The sequence below is a fragment of the Streptomyces spinosisporus genome (assembly GCF_022698145.1).
Classification (GTDB): domain Bacteria; phylum Actinomycetota; class Actinomycetes; order Streptomycetales; family Streptomycetaceae; genus Streptomyces; species Streptomyces spinosisporus.
This window is the reverse complement of sequence record NZ_JALDAX010000003.1, coordinates 506357-524563: the sequence shown is the minus strand read 5'-3', so window position 1 is coordinate 524563 and position 18207 is coordinate 506357. Positions and strand designations below refer to the sequence as shown.

Below are 18207 nucleotides of genomic sequence, written 5' to 3'. Positions count from 1 at the left end.
CCGGCCGGGCGCTGTCGGTGACCTGTCGGTGGTTTGTCGGTGGGACCTGACACTGTCGGTGCCATGACGCGAATCGACAACAACGCCAGTGACGACGGCATCGCCGTCACCGTGCGGGGGATGGTCAAGCACTACGGCGAGACCAAGGCGCTGGACGGCGTCGACCTGGACGTGCGCGAGGGCACCGTGATGGGTGTGCTCGGGCCGAACGGGGCCGGCAAGACCACCCTCGTGCGGATTCTGTCCACGCTGCTCAGCCCGACCTCGGGCGAGGCGACCGTCGCCGGGTACGACGTCCTGCGGCAGCCGCGACAGCTGCGCCGGGTGATAGGACTCACCGGGCAGTACGCCTCGGTCGACGAGAAGCTTCCCGGCTGGGAGAACCTCTACATGATCGGGCGGCTGCTCGACCTGCCGCGCAAGGACGCCCGCGCGCGTGCCGACGAGCTGCTGGAGCGGTTCTCGCTCACGGACGCCGCCAAGCGGCCCGCGAGCACCTACTCCGGTGGTATGCGGCGCCGCCTCGACCTCGCCGCCTCGATGATCGGCCGGCCCGAGGTGCTCTTCCTCGACGAGCCGACCACGGGTCTTGACCCCCGTACCCGCAACGAGGTGTGGGACGAGGTCAAGGCGATGGTCGGCGAGGGCGTGACCGTGCTGCTCACCACCCAGTACATGGAGGAGGCCGAGCAGCTCGCCTCCGAGCTGACCGTCGTGGACCGCGGAAAGGTCATCGCGGGCGGTGCCATCGACGAGCTGAAGGCCAAGGTCGGCGGACGGACGCTGCGGGTGCGGCCCGCGGACCGGCTGCAGCTGGAGCCGCTCGCCGCCGCCCTCGACGAGCTCGGCATCACCGGGCTCGCCACCACGACCGTCGACGCCGAGAGCGGGTCCGTGCTCGTGCCGGTCCTCAGCGACGAGCAGCTGACCGCCGTGGTCGGCGTGATCATGTCGCGCGGCATCACCCTCGGCTCCATCACCACCGAACTGCCCAGCCTGGACGAGGTGTTCCTCTCGCTCACCGGCCATCGCGCCAGTGCTCCGCAGGACACCGTGCCCACCGAGACCCGCGAGGAGGTCGCCGTATGAGTGCCGCAACCGCAACCGCCGCAGCTCCGGCCGCCGTTGCCGACGCCCGTATCCCGCTGCGCGGCCATCTGCGCCACACCGGGGCCCTGGTCCGCCGCAACCTGCTGTGGATCAAGCAGGACCCGGAGTCGATGTTCGACGCGCTGCTGATGCCCGTCGTCTTCACCCTGCTGTTCGTGTACGTCTTCGGCGGGTCGATCGGCCAGGCGCTGGGCGGCGGTCAGGACGGGTACGTCCAGTACGTCATCCCCGGCATGATCGCGATGATGAGCATGACGCTCTCGCAGGGCGTCGGAACCGGCTTCAGCCAGGACTTCAACTCCGGTGTCATGGACCGCTTCCGGTCCCTGCCGATCGGGCGCGGCTCGGTGCTGTTCGCGAAGATCTCGGTGGAACTGGTGCGGATGCTGTTCGCGACCACCGTGCTGATGATCGTCGCCGTGCTGGTCGGATTCGACATCCACCACTGGGGCGGGCTGTTCGCCGCCGTCGGTCTGTCCGCGGTGTTCGCCTCCTCGATCATGTGGGTGTTCCTCACCCTGGGCGTGGTCCTGAAGAACGCGCAGTCCGTGCAGGCGATGGGCTTCCTGGTGCTGTTCCCGCTGCAGTTCGGCTCGTCGATCTTCGCGCCGACGCAGTCGATGCCGGGCTGGCTGCAGGCCTTCACCGACTACAACCCGCTGTCCACGCTCGCCGACGCGGCGCGCGGGCTGATGGTGGGCGGCCCCGTCGCGCACGACCTGTGGGTGACGCTCGGCTGGTCGCTCGCCATCACCGCGGTGGCGGCGCCGTACGCGATCCACAAGTTCCGCACCAAGAGCTGACGCCCACCTCGCGCACGCCTCAGACCAGGGCGGCGGCCTCCTCCGCGGAGAGGTCGCCGCCCTCCGCGTACGCGGCCTCGTAGGCCTCGTCGCCGAGGGTGGCGCGGGTACGGGCGACTGCTCGGTCGCGGGTTTCGCGTTCCAGGCAGGAAAAGACGTGGCCGGGGGGCAGGAAGTGTGCCGCGGCGCCGAGGGCGCGGGCGGCGTCGCGGGCTCGGCGGCCGTTGTCGGCTCCGGTGAGGGCGATCGCCGCGACGGTCAGGTAGGTGGAGCGCATCGAGGGCGCTATGGCCTCCGAGAGGGGATCACCGGCCCGCTCCAGTGCCTGGCGGACCTTGGCCAGGGACTCCTCGTAGCGGCCGTCGACACCGTCCAGCCAGGCCTCCATGCCGAGCAGGAACGCGTCGAAGACGATGAAGTGCGCGATCTTGAACTGCTCGCGCAGCAGCCGCAGTTCCTCACGTGCCTGGGGAATGCGACCGGTCAGGCCGTAGCGGCCCGCGAGGAACAGCCGGGCGGCGGGCATCGCCTCGTTGGCGGTGCCGTCCTGCTGGTCGATCACCTCGTGCAGCAGCCGCTCGCCGCGCTCGGTCTCGCCCGCCTCCAGCAGCGCGGCGCCGAGCCGGGCGCTGAGCACGGCCACCTGGGCGCGGGCGCCGAGGCGCTCGGCGTGCTCGATCGCCGACTCGTAGTCGTCGGCGGCCGCACGCCAGCGGCCCTGCTTCTCGTTCGACTCGCCGCGCGCGGAGAGCGCCTCCGCCGTGCCCCACAGATCCCCGATCCGGCGGTAGATCTCCAGCGACTCGTCGGCGTCCCGGCTCGCGTCGCCCGCCCAGTCGCTGCGGTTGGCGAGCAGGTTGGCCCGCGTCTGCAGACTGGCGGCGAGCTCCCACTCGTACCCGGGCGTGGCCCGGCAGGTGCGCACCGTGGCCTCGATGAGCTCACGCAGCCGGGTCATGTCGCCGGTGAGCATGACGGCGTAGAACCACAGGGAGCCGGGGCTGCGGCAGGTCTGCGGCAACCCCGGGGTGTACGCGTCGGCGATGATGCGCAGCTTCACCTGCGCCTGCGGCGTCTGCCAGGCCTCCAACTCGGTGTCCATGCAGGCGAGATGGACCAGGTGCAGTCCGCGACGGGCCTCCTCCAGCAGCTCGCCGGTCCACGGCGGCGGGGTGTCCGTGCAGCGCTCCCAGACCGGGACGGCAGGGCGTGCGGGCTCGGTGAAGGGGTCGGGGCCGAGGGTCTGGACCTCGCGGGACCAGTTGCGGGCCTCGATGCGCAGATCGCGCATCTGCCAGTACCAGGCCAGCGACAGCACCAGGCAGATCGCCTCCTGCTCCTCGCCCTCGGTGACCGCGTGCCGCAGGGCGGTGCGCAGGTTCTCGTACTCCCGTTCCAGTGTTTTGATCGCGGCGAGTTGGTCGGGGCCGCGCAGCAACGGGTCGGTGCGGCGGGCGAGTTCACGGAAGTACGTGCGGTGGGCGCGCCCCGCCTCCCGCTGTCCGTCCACCTCCGCCAGCCGCTCGCCCGCATACTCACCGACGGTCTCCAGCAGTCGGTAGCGCATCTCCCCGTCGCCGGAAGGGGCGGCCACGACCAGGGACTTGTCGACCAGGGAGCCGAGCGCGTCGAGGGCCGCGGGCCCGCAGACGGCCTCCGCGGCGGCCAGGTCGCAGCCGCCGGCGAACACCGACAGACGGCGCAGCACGTCCCGTTCGTCCTCGTCGAGCAGGTCCCAGGACCAGTCGACGACCGCGCGCAGGGTCTGCTGGCGCGGCAGGACCGTACGGCTGCCGGAGGTGAGCAGCCGGAAGCGGTCGTCGAGCCGGTCGGCGATCTGCCGGGGCGTGAGCATCCGGAGCCGGGCGGCGGCGAGTTCGATGGCGAGGGGCAGCCCGTCGAGCCGCCGGCAGATCTCGGCGCACGCCTCGGGGTCCTCCTCGATCCGGAAGCCGGGCCGTGCGGCGGCTCCCCGGTCGGCGAGCAGCCGCAGCGCGACCGGTTCCGGCAGCGGCTCCACGGGGCGCACCAACTCCCCCGGTACGCCGAGGGGTTCACGACTGGTGGCGAGCACCGTCAGCTCCGGGCAGCGCTCCAGCAGTTCCTCGACGAGGTGGGCCGCGGCGTCGACGACGTGCTCGCAGTTGTCGAGGACGATCAGCATGCGGCGCCTGCCGCAGTGCTCGGCGAGCCGCTCCAGGGGATCGTCGTGCCGGTCGCTGCCGGCGCGCATCGCCTCGGCCCCGGCGCCGTACAGCACGGTCTCGCGGGCTCCGACGGCGGTCAGGACGGCTTCCGGTACGGCCTTGGGGTCGTCGACGGGGGCGAGTTCGGCGAGCCACACCCCGTCCCGGGCGGCGTGGCGCACGGTCTCGGCGGCCTCCTGCGACAGCCGGGTCTTGCCCGCCCCGCCGGGTCCGAGCAGCGTCACCAGGCGGGCCGCGGCGAGGTCCCCGCGGATGGCATCGATGTCGGCCTCCCGGCCGACGAAGGAGGTCAGCCGGGCCCTGAGGTTGCCGGGCGGCGGGGTGCCGGGCGGGGCGGCCGACGGAGCGGCCGGTGGGGCGGGGGGCGGCTCCACCCGGGCGGTCCTGGCACTGCCGTTCAGCAACTCGCCGTGCAGGGCGGCCAGTTCCGGCCCGGGGTCGGAACCCAGCCGGTCCGCAAGCAGCAGCCGTACGTCCTCGAACGCGGCCAGCGCCTCCGCCGTGCGGCCCGCGTCGCGCAGCGCGCGCAGCCGCAGGGCCTGCAGCGGCTCGTCGAGGGGGTGGGTGTCGCACAGGGCGGTCAGCTCCGGCAGGGACTGCTCGGCGTGGCCCAGGGCGAGCGCGGCGGTGTGGCGGGCGCGCAGGGCGTCGAGCCGGCGGGCGTCGCAGCGGGCCGCCTCGGCGGTGCGGTCGGGCAGGTCGGCGAGGGCGGGGCCGCGCCACAGGGCGAGCGCGTCGTCCAGCACGACGGCCGCCTTGGCGGGGTCGCCGTCGGCGAGCGCGCGCAGGCCCTCGCCGGTCCGGCGCTCGAAGCGGTGCAGGTCGATGTCGTCGGGCCGGGCGGCGAGCCGGTAGCCGCCCTCGTCGGAGGCGACGGCGTCCGCGCCGAGGGTCCGCCGCAGCCGGCCGACCAGGGCCTGCAGCGCGCCCGCCGCGTCGGCGGGCGGATCGCCGTCCCACACGTCGTCGACCAGCACACTCACCGGTACCGTACGTCCGGCCCGCAGGGCGAGCACGGTCAGCAGGGCACGCAGTCGCGCCCCGCCGACCTGGAGCGGGGTGCCGTCGGGGCGGAGCGCCTGGGTGGTGCCGAGGATGCGATAGCGCACGGGCCCATTGTCCCCGCTCGCGTCGGGGCCGGTCACGGGGTTCGGTCGGCGGGGCGGAACCGTGGCCCCCTCGCGGGACGTTTTCCCTCTGCGCCCGGTACCGTCGGGCAGTCCCACCGTGGACACGGACCGTTCAGGGAGCCCCATGACCACCGCCACCACCAGCCGCAGCGACCGTAGGGTCAGTCCCGTCTTCCTCGGGATCCTGGCCGTCACGGCGGTGACGGGCTGGGCCACCTGGACCGGGTTCGCCGAGCAGCCGGGCGTCGCCGTGTTCCTCTTCGTGACGGCGGCCTGGGTCGTCTCGCTGTGCCTGCACGAGTACGCGCACGCGCGCACGGCCCTGCACAGCGGCGACATCACGATCGGCGCGAAGGGCTATCTCACCCTGAACCCGATGAAGTACACGCATGCGCTGCTGAGCATCGTGCTCCCCGTGATCTTCGTGATCATGGGCGGCATCGGGCTGCCCGGCGGTGCCGTCTTCATCGAGCGTGACCGCATCCGGGGCAAATGGCGGCACAGCCTCATCTCGGCCGCGGGCCCGCTGACGAACGTCCTGTTCGCGGCCGTGTGCACCGCCCCGTTCTGGCTGGACGCCCTGGACGGCGTGCCGGGCGACTTCCGCTACGCGCTCGCGTTCCTCGCCCTGCTCCAGGTCACCGCGGCGATCCTGAACTTCCTGCCCGTCCCCGGCCTCGACGGCTACGGCGTCATCGAGCCCTGGCTGTCGTACAAGGTGAAGCGGGAGGTGGAGCCCTTCGCGCCGTTCGGCCTGCTGTTCGTGTTCGCGCTGCTGTGGGTGCCGTCGATCAACCACGTGTTCTTCGACCTGGTCGACGCGGTCCTGCGGGGGCTCGGCGTCAGCGACTGGGACACCTCGTTCGGCTACAGCCTCTACCGCTTCTGGTAGGAGCCCGCTACCGCTTCGAGGCCGCGGCCCGCTGTCCGTCCCGGGCGCGCTTGAGGTAGTACCAGCACATGTTGCTGGACAGCCCCGCCAGCAGGATCCAGACGATCCCCAGCCAGCTGCCCTGCGCGAAGGAGACGACGGCCGCGGCCACGGCGAGGACGAAGACGATCAAGGCGTAGATGCCAAGGCGGGGCATGGTCGGTCGGCTCCTGTCGGCGGCCCGGCACGTGCGGCCGGGCTCGGGGGACACTGGTGTACGCCCTCCAGTGTCCCCCACGCCCTCACACGTCCGTCACGCGGAGTCCGGCGTGCGCCTTGTAGCGCCTGTTCACCGAGATCAGGTTCGCGACCAGCGACTCCACCTGGTGGGCGCCTCGCAGCCGGCCGGCGAAGATGCCGCGCATGCCGGGGATGCGCCCGGCGAGCGCCTGCACGATCTCGACGTCGGCCCGCACCTCGCCGAGGACCATCACATCGGTGTCGATCTCGGCGATCTCCGGGTCCTGGAGCAGGACCGCGGAGAGGTGGTGGAAGGCGGCGGTGACCCGGGAGTCCGGCAGCAGGGCGGCGGCCTGCTCGGCGGCGCTGCCCTCCTCGGGCTTGATGGCGTAGGCGCCCTTCTTGTCGAAGCCGAGCGGGTTGACGCAGTCGACGACCAGCTTGCCGGCCAGCTCCTCGCGCAGTGCCTCCAGCGTCTTGCCGTGGCCGTCCCACGGCACGGCCACGATCACGACGTCGCTGCGGCGCGCGCACTCGGCGTTGTCGGCGCCCTCGACGCCGTGCCCGAGTTCGCCGGCGGCGGCCTGCGCGCGCTCGGCGGCCCGCGAACCGATGATCACCTTCTGGCCGGCCTGGGCCAGCCGGTAGGCCAGCCCCTTGCCCTGCGGCCCGGTCCCGCCGAGCACGCCCACGACGAGCCCGGAGACGTCGGGGAGGTCCCAGGGGTCCTTGGCGGGGGCCTTCGCGGGGGTCTGTGCAGCACTGTCGGTAGAGGTCATGGGCCGACTTTACGTCCGCCCGCGGCACCCGGGCGGGTCAGGTGAGTCGCGTCACGGGCAGCCTCCGGAAGACGATCCGCTCGTACGCCCCGAAGTCCCCCGTCTCGTGCAGGAGTCCGACGGTGGAGGCGTCGAGGCGGACGAGGTCCGAGTAGGCGGCGGGCAGGCCGTCCACGGTGAGGGCCGGTCGCCAGGTGATGCCGTTGTCGGTCGAGGCGCGCACGGTCATCAGGGCCCGGGCGGAGGGGCAGGCGGGGCCGGAGAACAGCAGGACGTCGGGGTCGCGCAGCTGCAGCAGGCTGCCCTGGCAGACGGGGCCCTCCAGGCCGGCCTGCGGGCGGAAGCGGATGCTCAGGGTGGTGCCGCCGTCGGCGGAGCGGGCGTCGGCGCGGTTGCCGGGGGACACGGAGTCGTTGCGGGTGTTGAAGTAGACCTGTCCGCTGGGGAGTTCGGCGGCGGTGGTCTCGTTGACGTTGATGTAGCCGTCGGTGTTGTCGTCGAGGTAGCCCAGCGACCAGGTCTCGCCCCGGTCGTCGCTGAGCAGGCAGTGGCCGCCGTTGTACTTGCCCTCGTTGCCGACGTCGGTGCCGGTCGGCGGCAGGGTGTGGTTGCCGGGGACGACGACCCGGCCGGTGCTCAGCTGGATGCCGTGGCCGGGTGTGGTGGCGTACCAGCGCCAGCCGGCCTTCTTCACCTGCCGGGTGATCTCCTTCGGGGCCGACCAGGTGACGCCCTCGTCGTCGCTGTGCTGCACCCACACGCGGCGCCCGTCGGCCTCCTTCACCTTGCCGCGCACGATCAGGTCCTCCGAGGCGGCGGCCGCCGAGCGGACATGGACCAGCAGGACGCGGCCGGTGTCGAGGGCGACGGGTGCGGGGTTGCCCGCGAGATTCGTGCCGTTGTTCGCGGCGACCGTCAGCGGGCCCCAGGTGCGGCCGCCGTCGGTGGAGCGCTTGAGCACGATGTCGATGTGGCCGTGATCGCTCGCGGAGGTGACGCGGCCCTCGCAGAAGGCGAGGAGCGTGCCCTTGCCGGTCGTGACCACCGCCGGGATGCGGTAACTCGCGTATCCCTCACGGCCCGCGCGGAAGGGGATGGTGACTTCGGTCATGGGCCGCCTGTCCCCCGGGCAGGCGAATTCACGGTGAACTCCCGGTCACGAGTGACCGATTGGTGCAGGATGCCTGCGCATGGACGCCGTACGGGTCGCGCTGCTGCGCGAAGTGCTCGCCGGGACCGAGTGGTTGGAGGCCACGCGGCGGTTCGCGGGGGCGCTGCGCGGTTCGGTGGTGTCGCACGGCGGCGGGCTGCTGCTGGTGGGCACGCAGGAGTACGAGCCCTGGCATCTGGCGGCGCATCTGGTGGACGAGGCCGCGTGGTCGGGGACCCCGGAGCTGGCCCCGACCCTCGTACGGCACGATGCGCGCCCCTCGGATCCGGCGCATCTGGCGGTCGGTCTGGGGCGGCTGGCGGCGGCCCGGCGGGGCGAGACGCTGCTCGTGGTGTCGCAGGGCGCACCGGGCGTACCGCTTCTCGAACGGGTGCATGACGCACGCCGGGCGGGCACGACGGTGCTGGCCCTGGGCCCGGCCGAGGACGACCTCGTCTCGATGGCCCACGAGTCCCTGCCCGTCCCGGAGGCCTCCGAACTCGACCTGGACACCATCCAGCACCTGGTCAGCGCCGCGGCCGGCGAGAACGCCCTGCCGTCGACGCGGGGCCACCGCCGCCTCCGGGACCGCCTCGCCCGCCTCGCGGACCACCTGACGGCACCGCCGCCGACGGGCTGGTAGGACACCCCGGCGGGGCGGCAGGACGCCTGCTCCGCCGAAAACCGGTTGCCGCGCCGGTCTCCCCGACCGAGCATGACCGGTCGTGACCCCCGACCCCGCCCCGCGCTCCTCCCGCCTGCGCGCGCTCCTGCCCGATCTCGCGCCCTGGCGGGCCTCCGTCGACTTCCGGCGGCTGTGGGTGTCGGGCACGATCTCGAACTTCGGCAGCTTTCTGACCCTCGTCGCGCTGCCGGTGCAGCTGAAGGAGCTCACGGGCTCGGCGGCGGCGGTCGGCGCGATCGGCGCGGTGGAGCTGCTGCCGCTGGTGGTGTTCGGGCTGTACGGGGGCGCGCTGGCCGACGCCCTGGACAAGCGGGAGCTGATCGTGTGGACGGAGGCGGGGCAGGGCCTGCTGTCGGTGGCGCTGCTGCTCAACGCCCTGCTGCCGCACCCCGCCGTCTGGCCGCTCTACGTGGTGGCCGCCCTGTCCTCCGCGCTGGTCTCGGTGCAGCGTCCCGCCCTCGACTCCCTCTTCCCGCGGATCGTGGCCCACGAGCACCTGCCGGCCGCGGCCTCGCTCAACTCCCTGCGCTGGACGGTCGGCGGCGTCGCGGGCCCGGCGGTCGCGGGTGTCGTCGTGGCGTACGCGGGGCTCGGCTGGGCGTACGGCGCGGACCTGCTGACCTTCGTCGTATCCGTCGCCCTGGTCGTCCGCATCGCCGCGTCCCCCGCCGCGCACGAGGCCGCGAAGCCGTCGCTGAGGGCGATCGCGGAGGGCGCCCGGTACGCCTGGGGCCGCAAGGAGCTCCTCGGCACCTACGCGGTGGACCTGGCCGCGATGTTCCTGGCGATGCCGCTCGCGGTGCTGCCGTTCCTCGCGGACGAACTGGACGCGGACTGGTCCCTCGGGCTGATGTACGCGGCCGTCCCGCTCGGCTCGCTGCTGGTGAGCCTGACCAGCGGCTGGACTTCGCGCGTGCACCGGCACGGGCGCCTGGTCGTCCTGGCGGCCGCCCTGTGGGGGCTGGCGATCGCGGGCGCGGGTGTCGTCGGGAACGTATGGCTGGTGCTGCTGTTCCTGACCGTGGCCGGGGGCTGCGACATGGTCAGCGGGATCTTCCGGGGCGCCATGTGGAACCAGACGATCCCCGACGAGCTGCGCGGGCGGCTCGCCGGGATCGAACTGCTGTCGTACTCGGTCGGGCCGACCGTCGGCCAGGTCCGCTCGGGCGGGTTCGCCGCGTGGTGGGGCGTGCGGGCCTCCGTCTGGTCCGGGGGCCTGCTGTGCGTGGGCGCGGTGGGCCTGCTGGCGCTGTGTCTGCCGAAGCTGATGACGTACGACGTCCGCACGAACGAGCACGCGGTGCGGCTGCGCGCCCGCCGCACCGCGGCCGTACCGGCACGGACCTGATCAGCCGGCCCCGGTCACTCGTCGTCGGCGCGTCCGGCCGGGGTGTCGTTCCACTTCGGGTCGTTGTCCCACTGCAGGTTGCGCTCGCGGGCGGTCTCCATCGCGTGTGCGGCCTCCTCCCGGGAGGCGTAGGGGCCGAAGCGGTCCTTGGCGGGGCACTCCGGCCCCTCCTCGACCTTCTTGTGCTTCAGGCAGTAGAACCATTCGCCCGGCTTGCCGACCGTGCGCTTCTTGAACAACGCCATGACCTGCTCCTCTCGCCTCACACATGTTCCCCCACCACGGCTCGTTAGACTCGCTGGCATGTCTGGCCAGTCACTGCTCGTCCCAGGGGAGCTCTCCCCCACCCGTTCCGTGCCCGGAAACATCCGCCGGCCCGAGTACGTCGGCAAGCCCGCGCCGACGCCGTACACCGGACCGGAGGTGCAGACGTCCGAGACGATCGAGGCGATGCGGATCGCCGGGCGGATCGCCGCGCAGGCGATGGAGGAGGCCGCGAAGCTGATCGCGCCGGGGGTCACCACCGACGAACTGGACAAGGTCGCGCACGAGTACATGTGCGACCACGGCGCCTACCCCTCCACGCTCGGCTACCGCGGCTTCCCCAAGTCCCTGTGCACCTCGGTCAACGAGGTGATCTGCCACGGCATTCCGGACTCGACGGTGCTGCGCGACGGCGACATCGTCAACCTCGACGTGACGGCGTACATCGGCGGGGTGCACGGCGACAACAACGCGACGTACCTGGTCGGGGACGTCGACGAGGAGAGCCGTCTGCTCGTGGAGCGCACCCGCGAGTCCCTGACCCGGGCGATCAAGGCGGTCAAGCCGGGGCGCCAGATCAACATCATCGGCCGCGTGATCGAGTCGTACGCCAAGCGCTTCGGCTACGGCGTGGTCCGTGACTTCACCGGTCACGGCATCAACGCGTCCTTCCACTCGGGCCTGATCATCCCGCACTACGACAGCCCGCACGCGACGACGGTGATCCGGCCCGGGATGACCTTCACCATCGAGCCGATGCTGACGCTCGGGACGCACGAGTACGACATGTGGGACGACGGCTGGACGGTCGTCACCAAGGACCGCAAGCGAACGGCCCAGTTCGAGCACACGCTGGTGGTGACGGAGACGGGGGCGGAGATCCTCACGCTGCCCTGACACCGCGTCAGTGACATCGCGTCAGTGACGTCGCGTCGGTGTCACCGCCATGGCCGCAGGCCGCCGCCCTGCGACTGCCAGGTCTCCTTGGCGGTTCTCAACAAGGCGTCCGCCCTCTCGCGTTCGGCGTCGGCCCGCTTCGTCGCCGCGGCGACCTCCGTGCGGCCGCGTTCCTCGGCCTCCGCGCGCTCGGCCTCGACCCGCTTGACCTCGGCGGCGATCGCGTCGGCCCGGACCTGCCGGTCGGAGCGGAACTCCGTGTCCTTGACGGCCTGGTTGTGGATCGCCTCGGCGAGGGCGTCGACGGCGACCTCGTCGTACCTGCCGAGGGCGAAGACGGCACTGCGCCTGCTGTGGTCCTGCCGGGTGATCCTGATGAAGGCGTGCGACCGGGTGGAGTCGAAGGTGGCGGTCAGGCCGCCCAGCGGCAGTTCCTCGTCGACCGCCGTGCCGCCCGCCCCTTCGCCCTGCGCTGGCTCCTTCTTCGTGAACACGAGGGCGTGCTCGTACAACTCCAGCTCCCCGAGCCACAGTTCGCGCCGCACCGCCGCGCCCCGGCCCGGCCGCAGCAGCTCCTGCCGTGCCGACTGCAGCTCCCGGACGCGCAGTTGGAGGGGCTGGACGATCTCCGCCACCCGGCGCCGCGCGTCCCTCACCCGACGGTCGGCGTCACGGCGGGCCGACGCGCGCTGTGACCGCGCGGCGGACAGCGCCTGCCGGGCCGCGCGCTGCTCGGCGCCGGGGCCGAAGGTGTACCGCCACCGGCTCGGCACGGACGGGTAGCCGACCAGCCACCGCCCGACGAGGAAACACCCCGCCAACACGAGCAGTACGACCAGAAATCGCACCGGCTGCCCTCCCGCGCCCGCCCCGACAACGGCTCAAGTGTGGCGACAACTCGGGTTCCGCACCAGGCTTCAGCGCTCCGGCTGACGTTCCAGATGGACCCGGCCGCCGATCTCGACCCAGCCGTACGGCTGCGGGGCGGTCAGTATCTGCGAGCCCGTGCCCTGCGTGATGTTGAGCGCACGGCCGAGCCGGTCGGTCAGCTGCAGCGCGGCGGCACCGGTCGCCTCGTCCTCGTCGATGCCGTCGTCGCGCCCGGGAAAACCCCGGGCGCGGACCCGCCCGGCGGGCTCGTCCTCCCAGGCCCAGGCATAGATCCACTCCCCCTTCGGGGGCACGGGCAGGTCGTCCACCTCGGCGGCCGTGGCGTACTGGCGCAGCGTGCGCGGCGGCGCCCACTCCGCCCGCGCCTCGATCCAGCAGAACTCCCCGTCCTGCCGTGCCCCGACCACCCCGGCGGGCGTCACCAGCTCGGGCACGTCGAGCAGCCAGGCCGTACCGACACAGGGGTGTCCGGCGAAGGGCAGCCGCAGGGTCGGCGTGTAGATGTCGATGACGCCCCGCTCCGGGTCGTCCACGAACACGGTCTCACTGAACCCGAGCTTCGCCGCGAACGCCTGCCGTTCCGCCCGCCCGGGCATGACGGATCCCTCACGTACGACACCGAGTTCATTGCCGTACCCGCCGTTCGCCGCGCAGAAGACACGCAGTACGTCGTAGTCAGTCACCCGGGCATTGAAACACTGCACGGGCGGCGAGGTCGTCCCAGGCGGCCCGTCCGCCGGGCAGGGGCAGGAACGGCGTGGAGCCCACCTCGTACGGCAGGCTCGCGAGGGTGTCGGCGTGCGCGCGCTCGAGAACGGCTCGTTGCCGGTCGGTGCCGAGCCCGGCCATGCGCTGCTCGTGCCGCTCGGCGATCTCCTCGGCCTCCCGCCGCCACGCCTCCTCGTCACTGACCCTGGTCAACACCACACACTCCGGCACCCGCCCCTCGGCGAGCGCCGCCACCGCCCGGTCGTGACCGTCCAGGATCAGCCAGCCGTCGAGGTGGCCCACCCACCAGAGCAGAACGGGCGCGAGCGTCCCGTCACGCACATGCTTGCGGTAGGCCTTCACCCGCGACGAGTCCGACGCCGACAGCCGCCGCAGCGGAAGAATGCCGTGCCAGCCGCCCCCGCAGTACAGCCCCAGACATCCGCCCGGCCAGTCCCGCACGAAGTCCTCGGTCCAGACGCCCGGCTGGAACGCCGTCCTCGCGGACAGTCCCCAGCGTCCGTCCTGCAGCGGGGTGCCCTCCGGGCTGTCCTGCACCTGCAGCACCAGTCGTCCCGGCCCGAGCACTTCCCTGCGGCCTCTGTTCACGGGAACAGTGTCAGGGCCGGCGCCGACCTTTGAATTTCCTTTGACCTTCCCATGGGGTGCGTTTTAGGCCGACGTGATCGGGCCGTGCTCATACAGCGTTTATGAGAGCTGAATCACCGCATGGGTGGGTATCGGGCAGGCAAGCCTTAGATAAGTTAGGCGAGCCTCACCATGCTTGTGTGAGCCCCGACACGCGATTTTTCGCCAGTACTGAACCCGGTACTTGAGCCTCTTGGAGCCCGGATGCGAGCCGCCAGACTCTCCGTCGTCACCGCCGTCGCGACCGCGGCGGCCCTGACCGCCGTCACGGGATGCACCGAGAAGAGCAAGGCCGACGGCGACGGCGCGATCAAGGTCACCGCGGCCGACGCCAAGTGCGACACCTCCACCAAGTCGGTGCCGGCCGGACAGGTCTCGCTGAGCATCGAGAACAAGGGCTCCAAGGCGACCGAGGTCGAGATCCTCTTCCCGGACGACCGGATCGTCTCGGAGAAGGAGAACATCGGCCCCGGCACCAAGTACCGGCTGACCGCCGAGATCAAGGCCGGTTCGTACGAGATCGCCTGCCGCCCCGGCATGAAGGGCCACGGCGTCCGCCAGAAGCTCACGGTCACCGGCTCCGGCAAGGTCACCAAGCGCGACCCGCAGCTGGACAAGGCCGTCGCCGCCTACCGCGCGTACGCGCAGGAGCAGGCCGACCAGACCCTCCCGAAGGTGGAGACCTTCACGAACGCGATCAAGGCCGGGAACCTCAAGGCCGCCCAGGACGCCTACGCCCCCTCCCGGGTCGGCTGGGAGCGCACCGAGCCGATCGCCGAGTCCTTCGGCGACATCGACCCGAAGACCGACACCCGCGCCGACGGCCTCGAGAAGGGCCAGAAGTGGACCGGCTGGCACGCGCTGGAGAAGGCGCTGTGGCAGGACAAGAAGATCGGCCCCGCGCAGAAGACCCTCGCCGACCAGCTGGTCACCGACCTCAAGGACTGGCAACAGCGGGTCGGCAAGGCCGAGATCACCCCGACCTCCATGGCCAACGGCGCCAAGGAGCTGCTGGACGAGGTCGCCACCGGCAAGGTCACCGGCGAGGAGGACCGCTACTCGCACACCGACCTCAGCGACTTCAAGGCCAACGTCGAGGGCGCCGAGAAGGCGTACGAGCTGCTCAAGCCGGTCGCGCAGAAGAACGACAAGGCGCTGACCACCGAGCTCGACCAGCAGTTCGCGTCGCTGAACACGACGCTCGACAAGTACCGCACGAAGAGCACCTCGGACGGCTTCGTGTCGTACGACAAGGTCACCAAGGAACAGCGCAAGGAGCTGTCGGACGCGGTGAACGCGCTCGCGGAGCCGCTGTCGAAGCTCGCCGCCGCCGTCGTGAAGTAGGGACGACCGACCATGACGGACACCCAGGAAGCCACCACCGCCGAGTCCGGTGACGCGAAGGCTCCGTCGCGGCGTTCGCTGATCGGCTGGGGCGGTGCCGGGCTCGCGCTCGGTGCCGTCGCGGCCGGCGGCGGCGTCGCGGTGAGCCGCGTCGGCGACGACGTGGATCCGGCCGCCGCCGACACCGGCGCCGCGGTCGCCTTCCACGGCGCCCACCAGGCGGGCATCGCCACGCCGGTGCAGGACAGGCTGCACTTCGCCGCGTTCGACGTGCAGAGCGACGACCGCGCCGCGTTCGTGCGGATGCTCAAGGACTGGACGGCTGCCGCGCGCCGGATGACCGCCGGGAAGGCGGTCGGTGACGGCGCGTACGGCGGTCTCGCGGAGGCCCCGCCGGACGACACCGGTGAGGCGCTGGGGCTCAAGCCCTCGCGGCTGACGCTGACCATCGGCTTCGGTCCGTCGCTGTTCGAGAAGTTCGGGCTGAAGGACAAGCGGCCGGCGGCCCTCGTCGACCTGCCGCAGTTCCCCGGCGACAACCTCGACAAGTCCCGTACCGGCGGCGACCTGTGCATCCAGGCCTGCGCGGACGACCCGCAGGTGGCGGTGCACGCGATCCGCAACCTGGCCCGCATCGGCATGGGCACGGTCAACATCCGCTGGTCGCAGCTCGGTTTCGGCAAGACGTCGTCGACGACGCCGGACGCGCAGACCCCGCGCAACCTGATGGGGTTCAAGGACGGCACCCGCAACATCGCGGGCACCGAGACGGACCGGCTGAAGAAGTTCGTGTGGGTCGGCGACGGCGACGGGCCGGACTGGATGACCGGCGGCTCGTATCTGGTCGCCCGGCGCATCCGGATGCACATCGAGACCTGGGACCGGACCTCGCTGCAGGAGCAGGAGGACATCTTCGGCCGGGACAAGGGCGAGGGCGCACCGGTCGGCAAGGCCAAGGAGCACGACGAGCCGTTCCTGAAGGCCATGAAGCCCGACGCGCACGTACGTCTCGCGCACCCGGACTCCAACGGCGGGGTGACGATCCTGCGCCGCGGCTACTCCTTCACGGACGGCACCGACGGCCTCGGCCGGCTCGACGCGGGCCTGTTCTTCCTGGCCTATCAGCGCGACGTCCGCAAGGGGTTCGTGCCGCTGCAGCGCAGGCTGTCGGCGCAGGACGCCCTCAACGAGTACATCCAGCACGTGGGTTCGGCGGTCTTCGCCGTTCCGCCCGGCGTCCGCGACAAGGACGACTGGTGGGGCAGCACGCTGTTCTCCGAGGAGGCGTAGCCCGTGTTCTCCAACTATCTGATCGGTCTGCGCGAGGGCCTGGAAGCCAGCCTGGTCGTCTGCATCCTGATCGCCTATCTGGTCAAGACCGGCCGCAGGGACGCCATCCGGCCCATCTGGATCGGTATCGCCGTCGCCGTCCTGATCGCGATGGGCTTCGGCTGCGCCCTCGAATTCGGCTCCCAGGAGCTGACGTTCCAGGCGCAGGAGGCGCTCGGCGGCTCGCTGTCGATCGTCGCGGTGGGCCTGGTGACCTGGATGGTCTTCTGGATGCGGCGCACGGCCCGGCATCTGAGGGCCGAGCTGCACGGCAAGCTGGACGCGGCCCTGGCGATGGGCACGGGCGCCCTGGTCGCCACCGCCTTCCTCGCCGTGGGCCGTGAGGGCCTGGAGACCGCGCTGTTCGTGTGGGCGTCGGTGCACGCGGCCAGCGACGGCACCCCGCGTCCGCTGGTCGGTGTGGCCCTGGGCCTGGCCACGGCGGTCCTGCTGGGCTGGCTGTTCTACCGCGGCGCCCTGAGGATCAACCTGTCGAAGTTCTTCACCTGGACCGGCGGCATGCTGGTCGTGGTCGCGGCGGGCGTGCTGGCGTACGGCTTCCACGACCTGCAGGAGGCCGACTGGATCCCCGGTCTGACGAACCTGGGCTTCGACATCAGCGGGACGATCCCGCCGGACAGCTGGTACGGGACGCTGCTGAAGGGTGTGTTCAACTTCCAGCCCGACCCGACGGTGCTCCAGGTCACGGTGTGGCTGCTGTACCTGATCCCGACGCTCGCGCTGTTCTTCGCCCCGGTAGGGTTCGCCTCCGGGAAGGGGAAGGTGAAGGTACCTGATGAGCAGGGATCGCGGCCCTCGAAGGCTCCGCAGGCTTGACCGCAGGACGCTGATCGCGGCCTCGCTGACCGCTTTGTCGATGACGGCGAGCGGGTGCGTGGTGGTCCACGGGGAGCGCGAGGTGCTCCCCTCCTCCACGCGCGCCGAGGCCGCGAAGGCGCTGGAGCAGTTCCTCGTCGCGTACAACAAGGCGGACAAGGCGTACGACAGTTCACTGGACGCCGACCATGTCACCGGCGCCCTGGGCGACATCGACGCGGCCCGGCTCAAGGCCGGTCATGCGAACAACCCGGACGGCAATCCGGCGCACACGCCGCTGAAGCTGACCGACGCGACGTACACGATCCCCAAGAAGGCCGGCTGGCCGCGCTGGTTCGTCGCCGAGGCGAAGGGCAACAAGGGCGGCAACCTGCACTGGCTGCTGGTGTTCACCCGCGACGGGCTGGGCCGGCCCTGGCAGGTGGCGTATCTGACGCTGGTCACCCCCGGCGCGCTGCCCAAGGTCGAGAAGGACGCGGACGGCTGGGCCGAGGCCGTGCCCGCCAACTCCACCGAACTGGCCGTCGCGCCCGGGGAGTTGAGCAAGACGTACGCGACGTATCTGAAGAGCGGCGGGAAGTCCTTCGCAGCGGGCCCGTACACCGACCAGTGGCGGGCGCAGCGCAAGAAGCAGTCCAGGCGGCCGGGCCTCGCCACCCAGTACATCGACGAGCCGCTGACGAGCGGTGACTACGCCCCGCTGGCGCTGCGCACCACGGACGGCGGTGCGCTGGTGTTCTTCACCACCCGCCGCTACGAGAAGCAGACCGCGGCCGCGGGCACCTCGATCCCGCAGCCGAACGCGAGCGTGAAGGCGCTGACGACCGGCGAGATCAAGCAGTCGCTGACGATGGAGTTCGTCTCCAACGGGGTGGCGCTGGACCCGAAGCAGGGTGCGGGTGACGGGCAGGTGTCGATGCTGTCCCGGCTGGAGGGGCTGACCTCGGCGCAGGGGTCCTAGCCCGG

At 71.8% G+C, this 18207-nt stretch carries 18 protein-coding genes; 10 read left to right on the top strand and 8 right to left on the bottom strand.

Going from position 1 to position 18207, the window contains the following annotated elements:
• Positions 1-63 precede the first annotated feature (63 nt).
• Positions 64-1089, top strand: a complete 1026-nt coding sequence (locus MQN93_RS10600) for an ATP-binding cassette domain-containing protein (protein ID WP_016435678.1) — start codon at positions 64-66, stop codon at positions 1087-1089.
• Positions 1086-1913, top strand: coding sequence for an ABC transporter permease (locus MQN93_RS10595; RefSeq protein ID WP_242709257.1), 828 nt, complete (start codon positions 1086-1088; stop codon positions 1911-1913). The genes MQN93_RS10600 and MQN93_RS10595 overlap by 4 nt, the downstream gene beginning before the upstream one ends.
• A gap of 19 nt (positions 1914-1932) precedes the next feature.
• On the opposite strand, the gene MQN93_RS10590 is transcribed toward MQN93_RS10595, so the two are convergent.
• Complete coding sequence (locus MQN93_RS10590; protein ID WP_242709256.1) at positions 1933-5229, bottom strand: AfsR/SARP family transcriptional regulator; 3297 nt, start codon at positions 5227-5229, stop codon at positions 1933-1935.
• Between the two features lie 145 nt (positions 5230-5374).
• On the opposite strand from MQN93_RS10590, the gene MQN93_RS10585 reads away from it, so the two are divergent.
• The gene (locus MQN93_RS10585) at positions 5375-6142 is read left to right on the top strand and encodes a site-2 protease family protein (protein ID WP_016435675.1); all 768 of its coding nucleotides are present in this window, start codon (positions 5375-5377) and stop codon (positions 6140-6142) included.
• A gap of 7 nt (positions 6143-6149) precedes the next feature.
• Here the strand turns inward: MQN93_RS10585 and MQN93_RS10580 are convergent, their stop codons facing one another.
• The 3 genes from MQN93_RS10580 to MQN93_RS10570 form a co-directional block, all read right to left on the bottom strand.
• Positions 6150-6338, bottom strand: coding sequence for a hypothetical protein (locus MQN93_RS10580; RefSeq protein WP_016435674.1), 189 nt, complete (start codon positions 6336-6338; stop codon positions 6150-6152).
• Positions 6339-6423: 85 nt separating this feature from the next.
• Complete coding sequence (npdG, locus tag MQN93_RS10575) at positions 6424-7140, bottom strand: NADPH-dependent F420 reductase (protein WP_242709255.1); 717 nt, start codon at positions 7138-7140, stop codon at positions 6424-6426.
• A 37-nt stretch (positions 7141-7177) separates the two neighbouring features.
• A complete protein-coding gene (locus MQN93_RS10570) occupies positions 7178-8251 on the bottom strand; it encodes a sialidase family protein (protein ID WP_242709254.1) in 1074 nt (357 codons plus the stop codon).
• Between the two features lie 79 nt (positions 8252-8330).
• On the opposite strand from MQN93_RS10570, the gene MQN93_RS10565 reads away from it, so the two are divergent.
• Positions 8331-8933, top strand: coding sequence for a hypothetical protein (locus MQN93_RS10565; protein ID WP_242709253.1), 603 nt, complete (start codon positions 8331-8333; stop codon positions 8931-8933).
• 82 nt (positions 8934-9015) lie between these two features.
• A complete protein-coding gene (locus tag MQN93_RS10560; protein WP_242709252.1) occupies positions 9016-10323 on the top strand; it encodes an MFS transporter in 1308 nt (435 codons plus the stop codon).
• A gap of 14 nt (positions 10324-10337) precedes the next feature.
• Here the strand turns inward: MQN93_RS10560 and MQN93_RS10555 are convergent, their stop codons facing one another.
• Positions 10338-10568, bottom strand: a complete 231-nt coding sequence (locus MQN93_RS10555) for a hypothetical protein (RefSeq protein ID WP_242709251.1) — start codon at positions 10566-10568, stop codon at positions 10338-10340.
• Between the two features lie 58 nt (positions 10569-10626).
• On the opposite strand from MQN93_RS10555, the gene map reads away from it, so the two are divergent.
• The gene (gene map / locus MQN93_RS10550) at positions 10627-11484 is read left to right on the top strand and encodes a type I methionyl aminopeptidase (RefSeq protein ID WP_242709250.1); all 858 of its coding nucleotides are present in this window, start codon (positions 10627-10629) and stop codon (positions 11482-11484) included.
• Between the two features lie 41 nt (positions 11485-11525).
• Here map and MQN93_RS10545 read toward each other — a convergent pair whose 3' ends face one another.
• From MQN93_RS10545 to MQN93_RS10535, 3 genes are all read right to left on the bottom strand, one after another.
• Positions 11526-12332, bottom strand: a complete 807-nt coding sequence (locus MQN93_RS10545; protein WP_242709249.1) for a hypothetical protein — start codon at positions 12330-12332, stop codon at positions 11526-11528.
• Positions 12333-12401: 69 nt separating this feature from the next.
• Entirely contained in the window at positions 12402-13058 is a 657-nt protein-coding gene (locus MQN93_RS10540; RefSeq protein WP_037782533.1) for a PhzF family phenazine biosynthesis protein, read from the bottom strand.
• Positions 13051-13692: a hypothetical protein gene (locus MQN93_RS10535; protein ID WP_242709248.1), complete on the bottom strand. Its 642-nt coding sequence runs from the start codon at positions 13690-13692 to the stop codon at positions 13051-13053. Before MQN93_RS10535 ends, MQN93_RS10540 begins: the two co-directional genes overlap by 8 nt.
• Positions 13693-13935: 243 nt before the next feature.
• Here MQN93_RS10535 and efeO point away from each other — a divergent pair, with 243 nt between their 5' ends.
• Genes efeO through MQN93_RS10515 form a run of 4 tightly spaced genes read left to right on the top strand, consistent with a single transcriptional unit; the run spans position 13936 to position 18202 of the window.
• Positions 13936-15075 (top strand): iron uptake system protein EfeO, encoded by a 1140-nt coding sequence (gene efeO, locus MQN93_RS10530; RefSeq protein ID WP_016435664.1) that lies wholly within the window; start codon positions 13936-13938, stop codon positions 15073-15075.
• 12 nt (positions 15076-15087) lie between these two features.
• Positions 15088-16365, top strand: coding sequence for an iron uptake transporter deferrochelatase/peroxidase subunit (gene efeB, locus MQN93_RS10525; RefSeq protein WP_016435663.1), 1278 nt, complete (start codon positions 15088-15090; stop codon positions 16363-16365).
• Between the two features lie 3 nt (positions 16366-16368).
• On the top strand, positions 16369-17241 hold the full coding sequence (efeU, locus tag MQN93_RS10520; protein ID WP_242709247.1) for an iron uptake transporter permease EfeU: 873 nt from the start codon (positions 16369-16371) through the stop codon (positions 17239-17241).
• Positions 17201-18202, top strand: coding sequence for an SCO2278 family lipoprotein (locus MQN93_RS10515; protein ID WP_242709246.1), 1002 nt, complete (start codon positions 17201-17203; stop codon positions 18200-18202). The genes efeU and MQN93_RS10515 overlap by 41 nt, the downstream gene beginning before the upstream one ends.
• Positions 18203-18207: the final 5 nt, after the last annotated feature.